Genomic DNA, 14,175 nt, shown 5'->3' on the forward strand with positions numbered 1-14,175 from the left:
AATGTCCCGAAAGAAGGCGGTAGTCGCCATGAGCGGCGGTGTCGATTCATCCACAGCCCTTGCTCTCCTTAAGGAGCAGGGCTATGAATGCATCGGCGTCTCGATGCAGCTCTGGGACTACTCCAGAAAAGAACTCGAAAACGAGGCAGGGAGCGGCGCAACCTCCGGAAGCTGCTGCTCCCTCGACGACATCCACGACGCGAGGCGCGTGGCCGACAGCCTCGGCGTGCCCTTTTACGTCGTTAACGTGGAAGAGGCCTTCTCGCGCGAGGTCGTCGATTACTTCGTCTCCTCCTACACCAGCGGCTCCACCCCAAACCCCTGCATAAAGTGCAACCAGGTCCTGAAGTTCGAGGTGCTCCTTAAAAAAGCCATCGGACTTGAGGCGGACTATCTCGCGACAGGCCACTACGCCCGGATAGAGAGCGCGCCCTGGGGCATGCGCCTCCTGAAGGGCGTTGACCATTCCAAAGACCAGAGCTATTTCCTGTTTACCATGACTCAGGCCCAGCTCGGGCGCATACTTTTTCCTCTTGGGAATTTAACCAAGCCGGAAGTAAGGGAGCTTGCGCGCTCGCTTTCCGTAAGGACTTCCGAAAAGGCCGAGAGCCAGGAGATATGCTTTGTCGAGGAGCCGAGCTACGCGGAGTTTCTTTCAGCGCGCGTTCCGAACGCGCCCGGAGATATCATAGATATCGAAGGCCGGGTGCTTGGCCGCCACAAGGGGCTATTCAATTACACCATCGGCCAGAGAAAGGGGCTTAACCTTTCGGGAGGCCCTTTTTATGTGCTGGATATCGTCGTTCCCTCGAACAGGGTCGTTGTGGGAAGCGCTGAAAGGCTATTTTCCGACGGACTTATTGCGGTTGACGTGAACTGGATAAACCCTGAGTCGATGGAGAAGGCAAGAGATGGCAAACTGATCGCCGCCGCCAAAATCCGTTACCGCCACGAGGAAGCGCCGTGCATGGTGAAGGCCCTTCCTGACGGATCAATAGAGGTCGTTTTCGAGAAGCCCCAGAAGGCAATCACACCCGGACAGGGTGTAGTCATTTACGACGGTGACGAGGTGCTCGGCGGCGGATGGATACGGGAGGCGATAAAGTGAGCGTGAGGAAAGTCGCCATAACGACCCTCGGCTGCAAGTCCAATCAGTACGACTCCTCCGCGCTTGAGGACGCGCTCCGCGCCGCGTCATTCGAGGTCGCGCCGTTTTCCGGCCCTGCCGATGCATATATCATAAACACCTGCACGGTCACGGGCAGGACCGATACACAATCGCGCCAGGTAATAAGGAGGGCGCGGAAGGAGAACCCCGAGGCATTGGTCGTCGTCACGGGCTGCTACGCGCAGGTCTCGCCTGAAGAAGTAAAATCCCTCGGCGTTGATTTCGTGGTGGGGAACCCCGAGAAGGAAAGGATAGTGGAATACCTTCTCGGAGGAAGGCGGCAGGGGATTACAGAAGACCTTGGCGAATGGCAGGAGGGCACGCCGTGGACCCTCCGGGCCCGCTCGTCATCGGGCCGCACCAGGGCAAACATGAAGATTCAGGAAGGCTGCGGCAGGGCCTGCTCCTACTGCATAATACCCAGGGCAAGGGGCCTCTCAAAGAGCCTGCCTTTAAATGAAATCGAGCGCGAGTTCGATTCCCTCGCGGAGGCCGGATACAAAGAGATAGTGCTCACGGGCATACACCTCGGCGCATGGGGCGCGGACCTCTCGCCTTCAACAGACATTACAACGCTGCTTGAGCTTATCGAAAAAAAGGACTACCCCTGCAGGTTCAGGCTTAGCTCGCTCGACCCGGACGAGGTGACGGAGAGGCTCATCGAGATATTGAAAGACTCTAAAAATATCTGCAACCATGTGCACCTCTGTTTGCAGAGCGGCGATAATAACATTATAAAGCGGATGAGAAGGCCGTACACGAGGGAACTATTCGCGGATAAGGTCGAGAAGCTTGTCGCATTAATCCCTGAGATCTCGGTCGGAGTCGATGTGATAGTCGGCTTCCCGGGCGAGGGAGAGGCCGAATTCGAAAATACGTTCTCATTACTTTCCGGCCTGCCGATAGCCTACCTCCACGTATTCCCGTTTTCAAAGCGTCGCGGCACGCCTGCCGCGGATTTCAAAGACCAGGTCGAGCACCATATTATAAAAGAGCGCTGTTCGAGGCTCCAGGAGCTTGACTGGGCCAAGAGGGACGCCTTTCATAAAAATTTCATCGGAAAGACGGCGAGCGTCCTGGTCGAGGGCGGCCGGGACAGGCGCTCAGGGCTTCTCACAGGGAGGGCGCGGAACTATATACGGGTATTCCTCGATGGCGATGACAGCATGAAGAGAAGGCTTATAATAACAGAGCTTCTGGCCGTTGCGCATGGCGGCATGAAAGGCAGGCTCGCGGAGCGGTAAATCTGCGCTCTTGAGCCTGTGAGAGGGTAATGAAGATTTCGAGTTTCATGGTTATTTTTTAGGCCACACGATCCAGCCGGAGGTGTATTTTGAAAGACGTTAATTCTTTTGAGTCCTTTCTCGCGACCCTTCCTTTCAGCTTCACGGACCCGGACCTCATGAGGAAGGTCTTCGTCCACAGGTCCTATCTCAATGAAAAAGAAGGAGCGGGCCTTAAGTCCAACGAGCGGCTCGAGTTCCTCGGCGACGCCATACTCTCGAACATCATAAGCCACATGCTCTTCAGAAAGTTCCCGGACATACACGAGGGCGAGCTTACGAGGATGAGGGCCAAGCTCGTGAACGGGCAGGCACTGGCCCTGCTCGCAAAGGAGCTTTCGCTCGATAAATACCTCCTCCTCGGCAAGGGCGAGCGCGGTAGCGGCGGGGTGGATAACCCCTCCATTCTCGCCGGGGTCTTCGAGGCCTTCATAGCCGCCGTTTACTTCCACCACGGTTTCCAGAAGACCTTTGAATATATCGAGAGCCTTTTCTCGCCGCTTCTGCAGGAGGCGCTCGAAACGCCCGGGCACTTCGACTTCAAGCCGAAACTGCAGGAGCTCTCGCAGAGGCTCTTCAAGGAGGCCCCGGTCTATTTGTTGAAGGGCGAAAAAGGCCCGCCGCACAAGAAGACCTTCGAGGTGGAGGTCATGGTCAATGGAAGGGTGCTCGGCTCAGGCTCGGCATGCAGGAAGAAAGATGCCGAGCAGGCCGCAGCAGGGGAGGCGCTCAAGAACATGACCGAGCGCTTTACCGAGTTCTTTCCTGAAAGGATGCCCGACGGGGTCCTGCATGGCGCATAAGCAGCTCATAATCCCCATATTCATACCCTTCGGCGGTTGCCCCCACCAGTGCGTATTCTGTGACCAGAAGGGCATATCCGCGGTAAAGGCGCTGCCCGAGCCAGCGGAAGCGGCAAAGCAAATCGAACTTTATCTTTCCACCTGGAAGGGCAAGGGCGCGAAAGAGGCCGCGTTCTACGGCGGGAGTTTCACCGGTCTCCCGGAAAAGACCCAGAAAGACTATCTCGAAGCGGCGCTCCCATTTATAAAGGAAGGGCGGCTCGATTCCATAAGGGTATCGACCAGGCCCGACTATATCGACGCCCAAAGGACGGCTTTCCTTTTAGACCACGGTGTAAGGACCGTAGAGCTCGGGGTGCAGTCAATGGACCCGAAGGTGCTTACGCTCTCCGGAAGGGGGCACGGCCCCGAGGCGACCCTATCGGCTGTGGCCGCGCTCAGGGAGGCTGGGCTTAAGGTAGGCCTTCAGTTCATGCCCGGGCTTCCCGGCGACACCATCGAGACCATCCTCGACACCACCCGACAGATAATCGCTCTCAAGCCTGATTTCGTAAGGGTCTATCCCTCCCTTGTCCTCAAAGGCACGGCCCTCCACAGGATGTATTTAGGCGGGCTCTATAATCCCTGGAGCCTCGAAGACATGACAGAGGCTTGCGTGCAGGTCAAGCGGCTCCTTGATGAGGCCGGAGTGCCGGTCATCCGCATGGGCCTCCAGCCCGGAAAAGAGCTCGAGGAATCCATAGCCGCCGGTCCGTACCACCCTTCCTTCAGGCAGCTGGTCGAGGCAATCATCTGATTCATGGCAATCTCTAAAAAAATCGATCTTTTCCCCCTGAGGGCTTGCAAACCGTAAAACCGGGGTTATCCTTATATATGCCTCTCCGTTCACGGGGCAAAAAAGCAGGGGGAATGCCCATGAAAAGGACCGTCTCCGCGCTCCTTGCAGCCCTTGTCTTATTTCTCGCCGTAGCCCCGGCACAGGCCGCCTCGACAATGGAAAAAGGGGAGCCCACATCGAGCGAGATAATATTTGACGTCCTCGTCGGTAGGCCGCTCGGCATAGTGGCTACAGTCCTCGGCACCGCGGTCTTCATCGTGGGCCTGCCTTTCACCATCCCGGCCCGCAGCGTCGGGGTTACAGCCGAGAAGCTCATCGCGGACCCGTTTAAATACACCTTCGCAAGGCCTGTCGGCGACATCGACAGCTATGCCAGGTACTGCTGCGACGATACGAAAGAAGCCCTTACGGGCCCTGAACCATCCGCCCTGTAGTCCCTCCCTCGTTTTCGCCCATAAATCACCGCTTTTCCCCGAAGCGCCCGGTGTGTTATAATTTTTTGTTCCCCCGTTCAGCCGTGGATGCAACGGGGGACCCGATATGTCCACCAGAGAAAAGACCTATTCCATAAAAGACGCCCTTAGGGACGCCTTCCAGCTCGGGCCCGGCAGAAGGACGTCCATATCCGGCCTTTACGGCTCATCCAGGACGTATCTTCTTTCCGCGCTCTTCCGCGAGCTTGGAAGGCCGCTACTGGCCGTGACCGACGGGCCGGAGAGCGCCGAATCCTTTGCAGGCGACCTCCGGTTTTTCCTGGGCGAGGAAGACGTGCTCCTCTACCCGGCCCCGGAGGTGCTCCCTTTCGAGCCCCAGCCCGCTCACCAGGACATACAGGCCCGGAGGATGGAGGCCCTCTTCAGGCTCGTTTCCGGCAAGCCCTTTGTCCTGGTTACCCCGGCATCCAATCTCATGCAGAAGGTCACGCCCAGAAGCGACCTCTCCCGGAAGTCCATTTCAATAAGGAAAGGCGAGGAAATGGACAGGGACGCGCTCACGCTTGGCCTCACTGAGGCCGGGTATTCCCGGATGAGCATGGTAGAGGAGCGGGGCGAGATATCGGTAAGGGGCGGCATACTCGACATATTCCCGCCAATGTACGACTTCCCCGTCCGGATAGAGTTCTTCGGGGACGAGGTCGAATCCATAAGGACATTCGACCCCGCGACGCAGAGGTCGCTTAAGGAGCTCGAAGAGGCGCTCATAGTGCCTGCAAGGGAGACGGCCTCCCGGAGGTCTTCGAGGCTCGATGCCCGCGAAAGGCTCATAGAAAGGGCGGAGGAGCTGGACATATCGCGCGAGAGGTGGGAACCGCTCTCGGACAGGCTACGCGAGGGTTCGCTCGCTGGTCTCGACTTCCTCCTCCCCCTATTCCATGAGCGGCTCGATACGCTCTTCGATTATCTCAAGCCCGACACCTTGACCGCGCTTATCGAGCCCGAGCTCGTAAGCGGCGGCCTCAAGGCGTTCGGGGACGAGGTGGACGAGGCGGCCCGCCGCCTTCTCGCCCGGAAGGAGTTCTTTACCGAGCCTTCGGCGAGCTATCTAAAGGCTGAGGAGGCCCTGGATAGCCTTTATAAATTCGCGCTCCTTGAGATCGAATCCTTCCGTAGCGGCGGCCGCGAGATATACGCTGAATCCAACATCGACATACGGCAGGAGATATCGTCGAGAAAGGGCGAGGAGCTATTAAAGCCGCTCGTCGACAGGATATCCGGGTGGACCGAGTCCGGGAGCAGGGTCTTCATAACCGCGCACAACAGGGGACAGGCCGAGAGGACAGGGGAGCTACTCGAAGGATATGGTCTCAAGCCCGCGTTCACGAAAGGCGTTGAAGTAGCTGCCATTGAGGGCGCGGGCCTTTATGTGGCGACCGGCTCCCTCTCGACCGGTTTCAGACTCCCTTCCGAGGGGCTTGTAATAGTATCCGAGGAGGAGGTCTTCGGGGAGAGGGTAAAGAAACGGGGCCCGCCATCGAGGCGGTTAGAAGCCTTTCTTACTCAGTTGCAGGACCTCTCCGCAGGAGACTTCATAGTCCACAAGCAGCACGGCATCGGCCTATACAGGGGGCTTAATAAGCTCACAATTGACGGACTGGAAAACGAGTTCCTGCTCCTAGAGTACAGGGGCGGCGACAGGCTCTATCTCCCGGTCTGGAGGATGGACCTCGTAACCAAGTACCACGGCGTCGAGGGGAGTTCTCCGGAGCTCGATAAGCTAGGCGGCCCGGGATGGGAAAGGTCCAAGAAAAAGGTCAAGCAGGCTGTCGAGAAGCTAGCGGGAGAGCTCCTTAAGCTCTACGCCGAAAGGGCGGCCGCGGAGGGCTTCGCATTCTCGCCTCCTGACAGGCTCTTCCACGAGTTCGAGGCAGGTTTCGAGTACGAGGAAACACCCGACCAGGACAGGGCCATAGAGGAAACGCTTAAGGACATGCAGGAGCCCCGGCCGATGGACAGGCTGGTCTGCGGGGACGTCGGTTACGGGAAGACCGAGGTCGCCATAAGGGCCGCGTTCAAGGCCGTGCTCGATAAGAAGCAGGTGGCCGTGCTCGTGCCCACTACCGTCCTTGCCGAGCAGCACCACAGGACCTTCTCGAACAGGCTCGCGCCGTACCCGGTCACCGTGGAAGTCCTCTCCCGGTTCAGGTCAAAAGCGGAGCAGAAGGAAATAGTAAAGAAGCTTGCGGAAGGCAAGGTGGATATCATAATCGGCACCCACAGGCTCCTCCAGGCCGATATAGAGTTCAAGGACCTGGGCTTGATAGTAATAGACGAGGAGCACAGGTTCGGGGTCGCGCACAAGGAAAAACTCAAGAAGCTACGGGCCAGGGTCGATGTGCTTACGCTTACGGCAACGCCCATACCGAGGACGCTTCACATGTCGCTCGCCTCGATAAGGGAGCTCTCGATAATAAACACGCCCCCTGAGGACAGGCTCGCCATAAGGACCCATGTCGTACGGCACGACGAAGAGGTCATCCGCGAGGCCATAGAGAGGGAGCTTTCAAGGGGCGGCCAGGTATTTTTCGTCCACAACAGGATACAGTCCATAGGGCTTATCGAGGAGATGCTCCGTAGAATAGTGCCCCACGCGAGGGTGGCGGTAGCGCACGGCCAGATGAAGGAAGGGGAGCTTGAGAAGAAGATGCTCGGGTTCGTTGCCAAGGAGTCCGATATACTCCTCTCGACCTCCATAATCGAGTCGGGCCTCGATATACCGACCGCCAACACGATAATCATAAACAGGGCGGACAGGTTCGGCCTCGCCGAGCTCTATCAATTGCGGGGCAGGGTCGGAAGGAGCAAGCACCGGGCCTATGCCTATTTCATATGCCCGTCCATCGCCGAGCTCACTGGCGACGCCCGGAAAAGGATAGAGGTCATACAGGAGCTCTCGGAGCCGGGCTCGGGCTTCAGGGTGGCCACCTACGACCTTGAAATACGCGGGGCAGGGGAGCTTCTGGGCACGGCCCAGTCCGGCAATATCGCCGCGGTCGGCTTCGACATGTACACGCAGCTCCTTGAAGAGGCCGTCCGCGAGATAAAGGGCGAGAGGGTTGAAGAGGAGGTCGAGCCGGAAATAAACCTCCGCGTCTCGCAATACATACCCGAGGACTACGTGCCTGATACGAGGCAGAGGCTCAACCTCTACAAGCGGTTCTCTTCCATCTCTTCGGAGTACGACATATCCGCCCTGACCGAGGAACTGGAGGACAGGTACGGCGAGGTCCCGGCGCTTACGCGTAACCTCTTCTCGACCGCTTCGTTGAAGATCATGCTCAAGGCCCTCAACGCCCGCGAGCTCACGCAAAAGGGCACGAGGCTCTATCTCTCGTTCGAGAGCGCGGAAGGGAAACTCCCGCCAGAGGGGGCTGTAAAAAAAGCGACGGAGCTTGCGAGGAAAGAGCCGAAAAGGCACAGGGTCACTCCGGAGGGGAGGTTCATAACCTTCATGAAAGAGGACGAATCCCCGCTCGAGACGGCCAGATATGTATTGAAAGAGCTTCTTAAGGGGTGATATCATTTCGTGATGGCCGGCAGGGGTTTACCCGTTAAAAATGGCTCAGGGAACGCGCTTTTAAAGGCCGTTGCCTTCCTTTTCCTTTTGACCCTCGCCGCCGGGTGCGGCTCCTTCAAGGACGACTCCGGTGAGGTCATAATAAGGGTCAACGGGCGCTCGATAACAGCCGGGGAGTACAGGGACGCGCTGAAAAGGCTCGTGCCCTCGGAAAGGAGCGAAGAGGCGGACGAGTTCATAGAGCTCAAAAAGGAGCTCGTAGCCGAGATAATCGAAGAGGAGCTCCTCCTTGAGGAGGCCGAGAAGGCCGGCGTCTCCGTGAGCGCGGCCGAGCTCGCGGCAGAGGTAGACCTCATAAAAAAGGAATACGGCGACGCCTCGTTCAAGGCGGCCATAGAGTCGCGCTATGGCAGCCTCGGTGAATGGGAGGAGAAGATAAAAAGGAAGCTCCTGGTAAAGAAGGCCATAGAGTCGATAACAAGGCAGGCAAAGGTCTCCGAAAAGGAGGCCAGGCAATATTACGAGCAGCACAAGGAAGGGTTTTCGAGGCCCGAGCAGGTGAAGGCCAGGATGATAGTCGTCTCCTCCGAGGAGGACGCGGCAGAAGTGAGATTGAGGCTCAGCCCTGAAAACTTCGCCGAGGTCGCGAAGGAAGTCTCCCTGAGCCCTGAGGGCAAGGAGGGCGGAAGCCTCGGGTACTTCGGGGCGGGTGACATGCCGAACGAGTTCGAGGCCGTGGTCTTCAGCCTCAAGCCGGGGGAGATAAGCCAGGTGGTCAAGACGGAATACGGTTTCCACATATTCCTCCTTGAGGAAAAGAGAAAGGGCGGGCCGATCCCGTATCCGGAGGTCAAGGCCAGGATAGTCGAGCGCCTCAAAAACGAGAAGACCGCGGTCCTCCTGGACGAGTGGATAGCCGAGAGGAAGCGCGCTTCCAGGATAGAGATAAGGGAGGGGCTCCTGTGAGAGGATTCATCGCCGCCCTGGCGTTTACCGCAATGCTGCTCTTCCCTGCCCAGGCGCGCCCGGAGGTGATGGACAGGATAGTGGCGGTCATAAACGACAGCATCATAACGCTTTCTGAGCTGAAGGCCGCCACCGCCGTGGCGATGGAGAAGCTCGGGGTTGAGGGCGGCGCGATCGACCCCGAAAAGGCCCGCGAGATGGAAGGCGGTATACTGGACGGGCTCATAGAGCAGAGGCTTGTGAAGCAGGCGGCCGACAAGGCCGGCATAGAGGTAAGCGAGCGCGAGATAGACAACGCCGTAGAAGACATAAAGAAGCAGAACAGGCTCAGCCATGAGGAGCTCCTCCTGGCCCTGGCCGGAAACGGGCTTACGCAAAAGGAGTACAGGGAGCAGCTAAAAGAGCAGATACGCCAGGTAAAGTTCGTGAACAGGGAGTTCAGGTCCAGGATATCCATCCAGCCCGAGGACATAGAGGACTACTATCGAAGGAACATAGACGACTTCCAGTCCCCCGCCCTTTACAGGCTCAATATCATATTCCTGCCCGGCAAAGATAAGGACGTCCTCGCGAGGCGCTTGAAACTCATAACTGGCGGCCTCCAGGCCGGGGAGGACTTCAGGGACCTGGCAAGCCAGTACTCCGAAGGGCCCGCGGCATCAAACGGAGGCGATCTGGGGCTCCTGAAATCCGGGGAGCTTGAGCCCTGGCTCGAGGAGGTCGCCTTGAAGCTTAAGCCTGGAGAGGTAAGTCCGGCAATCGAGAGGTCCGAGGGCGTTTACCTCGTCCGCCTCTCGGATTTCCTGCCGCAGTCCCCGAGGCCGCTCGCGGAGGTGAGGGGAGAGATACAGGACAGGCTTTTTAAAAAGATAATGGACGAGAGGTACGCTTTCTGGCTTAACGAGACAAGGAAGTTCGCGCATATAGAGATAAGGATGTAGGGGAGCTTATATGCCATTCTGAGCGTAGCGAAGAACTCGCATGTGTATTTAAAAAGATTCTTCAGTCGCTAACGCTCCCTCAGAATGACAGGTTGGAGTAGACTTTGCGTGATTCCTCCTGCATACCCGGCCTCTGGAAAAATTATGAAACCCAACATAGCCATAACAATGGGCGACCCTGCAGGGGTCGGCCCCGAGCTCGCACTCAAGGCCCTCGGAGATAAAAGGGTCAGGGCGCTCTGCAACCCGATCATCGTCGGGGATGCCGGGCTCCTAGCCCATCTTGCCAAAAAGCTCGGGTTGAAGGCGCCGCGCGAAAGCGAGCTCGTCGGAGTTTCAAGGCTGGACCTTAAGAAGCTTAAGCCCGGGAAGCCAGCGAAAGCCGCCGGAGAGGCGTTCATAAGCTACATAGAAGAGGCGGTATTCATGACCGCCATAGGCGACGCGGACGCGATGGTGACCTGCCCCATAAGCAAGGAGGCCGCGAAGCTCGCAGGCTTCCAATTCCCGGGGCATACGGAGTTCATAGCGGAGCTTACGAATACGGACGATTTCGTGATGATGCTCGGGGGTCGCGACCTCAAGGTCGCGCTCGTGACCATACACGAGGCCCTTAAAAATGTGCCCCGCCTCGTGACCGGGAAAGCGGTCTTGAAGGCCCTCCGCGTAATGCACCGGGCCTTTACGCGGGACTTCGGCATCAAGAACCCGAGGATAGCGGTTTGCGGCCTTAACCCGCATGCGGGCGAGGGCGGCATTTTCGGGGATGAGGAGAAAAGGACAATAATGCCCGCGGTCGCGAAGGCCAGGAAAGAGGGCATAAACGCGCTGGGGCCGCTTCCGGCTGATACGGTCTTTTACAGGGCCGTGAGAAAAAAGGAGTTCGACTGCGTCCTTGCCATGTACCATGACCAGGGGCTCGGGCCGCTTAAGCTCATGCACTTCGAAGACGGGGTGAACGCAACCCTCGGCCTTCCCATAATAAGGACTTCCGTAGACCACGGCACGGCTTATGATATCGCGTGGAAGGGTGTTGCAAGCCACGGTAGTTTAAGAGCGGCAATAGAGATGGCCGTTCAGATGGCCTTGAACAGAGGTTCTCTTAGAAAGAGAAGAGAGAAGGCCGCCAAGAAGTAGCAGCCCTCTTTTTTGAAAGATAAAACTGATGGACAGGATAGTAATAAAGGGCGCGAGGGTACACAACCTCAAGTCCATAGACCTTGAGATACCGAGAGACAGGCTCGTCGTCATAACAGGCGTTTCAGGTTCCGGCAAATCCTCCCTGGCCTTTGACACCATATACGCCGAAGGGCAGAGGAGGTACGTCGAGAGCCTCTCCGTCTACGCCAGGCAATTCCTCGAGCAGATGGACAAGCCTGACGTTGAGTCCATTGAAGGGCTTTCGCCCGCCATATCGATAGAGCAGAAGACCACCTCCCGGAACCCGCGCTCGACTGTCGGAACCGTCACGGAAGTCTATGACTACCTCCGCCTCCTCTTTGCCAGGATAGGGAAACCTCACTGCTTCAACTGCGGCCGCCCCATCACCTCCCAGACCATACAGGAGATGGCCGACAGGGTGGCCGCGCTTCCCCAAGGCACGAAGTTTGTCCTCCTCTCCCCGATAGTCCGGGGCCGCAAGGGAGAATACAGGAAGGAGCTCGAATCCCTGAGGAAGGACGGCTACACCAAGGCCAGGATTGACGGCGAGGCGCGCGACCTCGAGGACGTGGTAGTCCTCGATAAAAGGAAGAAGCACTCGATAGACGTTATCATAGACAGGCTTGTCATAAAGGAGGGGATACTGAGGAGGCTTACCGACTCGCTTGAGGCCGCCTCTCGGCTCTCGGGCGGGCTCGTCAAGGTCGAGGTAGTGGGCGGAAAGGAGCTCTTATTTAACGAGAAGCTCTCCTGCGCGCAGTGCGGCATAAGCTACCCCGAGATAAGCCCCACCACATTTTCATTCAACAGCCCCTACGGGGCCTGCCCTGAGTGCAAGGGTCTCGGCGAGAAGTTTTATTTTGACCCTGAGCTCGTCATACCGGATGCGGAGCTATCGATACGCGATGGAGCCATAGCGCCCTGGAGCAGGTCCGGAGGAAAGAAGGCGGCTTCCTGGTACCTCAACATGCTCTCCTCCCTTGCGAGGCACTATAAGTTCAGCCTGGATGCGCCGGTCAAGAAGCTCCAGCCGAGGATCCGGGAGATAATACTTAACGGCTCCGGAGAAGAGGAGATCGAGTTCAGGCACGAGGGCGAGAAGAGCAAGTACGCCTACACGGCCCCCTTCGAGGGCGTGCTCGCGAATCTCGAAAGGCGCTATCGCGAGACCGACTCCGAGGACGTCCGGGAGGATCTCGAACGGTTCATGAACTCACAACCCTGCCCCGTATGCGAAGGGTCGAGGCTCAAGAAAGAGGCGCTTTTCGTAAAGGTAGGTAATAGATCCATCCGCGATATCGCCGCAATGTCCATAAAGGAGGCGCTGGAGTTCTTCAAGGCCTTGAGGCTTACAGCTTTCGAGCAGGAGATAGCGCGGAGGATCCTTAAGGAGATAGGCGAAAGGCTCGGCTTCCTCTCGAAAGTAGGGCTCGACTATATCTCCCTCGACAGGCCTGCCGCGACCCTTTCGGGGGGCGAAGGGCAGAGGATACGGCTCGCAACCCAGATAGGGAGCTCGCTCGTGGGCGTCCTCTACATACTCGACGAGCCTTCGATAGGGCTCCACCAGAGGGACAACAGGCGCCTGCTTGAGGCGCTAAAAAGGCTCAGGGACATGGGTAACTCGGTCATAGTGGTAGAGCACGACGAGGAGACCATGAACGATGCCGACCACATAATCGACATGGGCCCCGGGGCCGGGCTCTCGGGCGGACGCATAGTGGCCCAGGGGACATTCGATGAGATAGCCGCGAATGAAAGCTCGCTTACCGGCAAGTACCTCTCCGGCTCTTTAAGGATACCTGTGCCGGAGAAGAGGAAAATGCCTGACAAGAGGTTCCTTACATTAAAGGGGGCGAAGGCCAATAACCTCAAAGACCTTAACGTCCGGTTCCCGCTCGGGCTTATGACCTGCGTAACCGGGGTCTCGGGCTCGGGTAAAAGCACGCTCGTGGTGGATACGCTTTATAGAAATCTCGCGAGGAAGCTCTACGACTCGAAGGAGCGGGCCGGAGAGGCGGCAGCAATCGCCGGGCTTGAGCACATAGACAAGGTCGTGGATATAGACCAGACGCCCATAGGCCGGACGCCGCGCTCGAACCCGGCCACCTACACCGGCCTCTTTACGCCCATAAGGGACCTCTTCAGCCAGCTCCCGGAGGCCAAGGTCAGGGGCTACAGCCCCGGCAGGTTCAGCTTCAACGTGAAGGGCGGCAGGTGCGAGTCCTGCAAGGGCGACGGCCTTATAAAGGTCGAGATGCATTTCCTTCCCGACGTATACGTCACCTGCGACGCGTGCGGCGGGGAGAGGTATAACCGCGATACTTTGGAGATAAGATATAAGGGCAGGAACATCTCCGAGTGTCTTGACCTCTCGGTAGCCGAGGCCCTCGTCTTCTTTGAGAACATCCCCCAGGTCAGGGAAAAACTCAAGACCTTGAACGACGTGGGGCTCGGCTACATAAAGCTCGGCCAGGCCTCGACGACCCTCTCCGGCGGAGAGGCGCAGAGGATAAAGCTTGCGAGGGAGCTTTCGAGGAGGGCCACGGGGAAGACGCTTTACATACTCGACGAGCCCACGACAGGCCTCCACTTCGCTGACATACACAAGCTCCTCGATGTGCTGAAAAGCCTCCGCGACGCGGGTAACACCATCATCATAATCGAGCACAACCTCGATGTCATAAAATCAGCCGACTACATAATAGACCTCGGCCCAGAGGGCGGCGACCAGGGGGGCGAGATAGTTGCCGAAGGCACGCCCGAGCACGTCGCGGGGGTCAAGGGCTCGCATACCGGGGCATACCTCAGGGGCATCCTGGGGCAAAAGGGACTCGCCCATCTTCGATAGTGCATTCCGGCTCCGGCCATCTCAAGTTACCTCTTCATCAACATTTCAATCATACTTAGTGGTGCAATCAGGAGTCGGTCGCAGCGGTATCTCCGCTTACATCCGTTCTTTTTTACATTCTTCTTATTACCGCGGAATAGATTGGCGGAT

10 protein-coding genes are annotated in these 14,175 nt (G+C 57.8%); all 10 read left to right on the forward strand.

The genetic code is table 11. The annotated features are described in order from the left end of the window. Position 1 precedes the first annotated feature (1 nt). The 10 genes from mnmA (at position 2) to uvrA (ending at position 14,025) form a co-directional block, all read left to right on the forward strand. Positions 2 to 1,108 carry a tRNA 2-thiouridine(34) synthase MnmA gene (gene mnmA, locus K8I01_12935; GenBank protein MBZ0221321.1) on the forward strand — a complete coding sequence of 369 codons (1,107 nt, stop codon included), beginning with the start codon at positions 2 to 4 and terminating at the stop codon, positions 1,106 to 1,108. Beyond that, entirely contained in the window at positions 1,105 to 2,412 is a 1,308-nt protein-coding gene (gene mtaB / locus K8I01_12940) for a tRNA (N(6)-L-threonylcarbamoyladenosine(37)-C(2))-methylthiotransferase MtaB (protein ID MBZ0221322.1), read from the forward strand. Before mnmA ends, mtaB begins: the two co-directional genes overlap by 4 nt. An 89-nt stretch (positions 2,413 to 2,501) precedes the next feature. Continuing rightward, positions 2,502 to 3,254 (forward strand): ribonuclease III, encoded by a 753-nt coding sequence (rnc, locus tag K8I01_12945; GenBank protein ID MBZ0221323.1) that lies wholly within the window; start codon positions 2,502 to 2,504, stop codon positions 3,252 to 3,254. Beyond that, positions 3,244 to 4,050 (forward strand): radical SAM protein, encoded by an 807-nt coding sequence (locus K8I01_12950; GenBank protein MBZ0221324.1) that lies wholly within the window; start codon positions 3,244 to 3,246, stop codon positions 4,048 to 4,050. The genes rnc and K8I01_12950 overlap by 11 nt, the downstream gene beginning before the upstream one ends. 119 nt (positions 4,051 to 4,169) lie before the next feature. Further along, on the forward strand, positions 4,170 to 4,526 hold the full coding sequence (locus tag K8I01_12955) for a hypothetical protein (GenBank protein ID MBZ0221325.1): 357 nt from the start codon (positions 4,170 to 4,172) through the stop codon (positions 4,524 to 4,526). 106 nt (positions 4,527 to 4,632) lie between these two features. Next, positions 4,633 to 8,106 carry a transcription-repair coupling factor gene (gene mfd / locus K8I01_12960; protein ID MBZ0221326.1) on the forward strand — a complete coding sequence of 1,158 codons (3,474 nt, stop codon included), beginning with the start codon at positions 4,633 to 4,635 and terminating at the stop codon, positions 8,104 to 8,106. Positions 8,107 to 8,118: 12 nt separating this feature from the next. Further along, positions 8,119 to 9,072, forward strand: coding sequence for a peptidyl-prolyl cis-trans isomerase (locus K8I01_12965; protein MBZ0221327.1), 954 nt, complete (start codon positions 8,119 to 8,121; stop codon positions 9,070 to 9,072). Further along, positions 9,069 to 10,013, forward strand: coding sequence for a peptidyl-prolyl cis-trans isomerase (locus K8I01_12970; protein MBZ0221328.1), 945 nt, complete (start codon positions 9,069 to 9,071; stop codon positions 10,011 to 10,013). The genes K8I01_12965 and K8I01_12970 overlap by 4 nt, the downstream gene beginning before the upstream one ends. A 144-nt stretch (positions 10,014 to 10,157) precedes the next feature. Next, a complete protein-coding gene (gene pdxA, locus K8I01_12975; GenBank protein MBZ0221329.1) occupies positions 10,158 to 11,150 on the forward strand; it encodes a 4-hydroxythreonine-4-phosphate dehydrogenase PdxA in 993 nt (330 codons plus the stop codon). Between the two features lie 28 nt (positions 11,151 to 11,178). Further along, positions 11,179 to 14,025, forward strand: a complete 2,847-nt coding sequence (gene uvrA / locus K8I01_12980) for an excinuclease ABC subunit UvrA (protein MBZ0221330.1) — start codon at positions 11,179 to 11,181, stop codon at positions 14,023 to 14,025. The last annotated feature ends 150 nt before the right edge of the window (positions 14,026 to 14,175 follow it).

The sequence above is a fragment of the Deltaproteobacteria bacterium genome, from assembly GCA_019912665.1.
Classification (GTDB): domain Bacteria; phylum Desulfobacterota; class GWC2-55-46; order GWC2-55-46; family GWC2-55-46; genus UBA5799.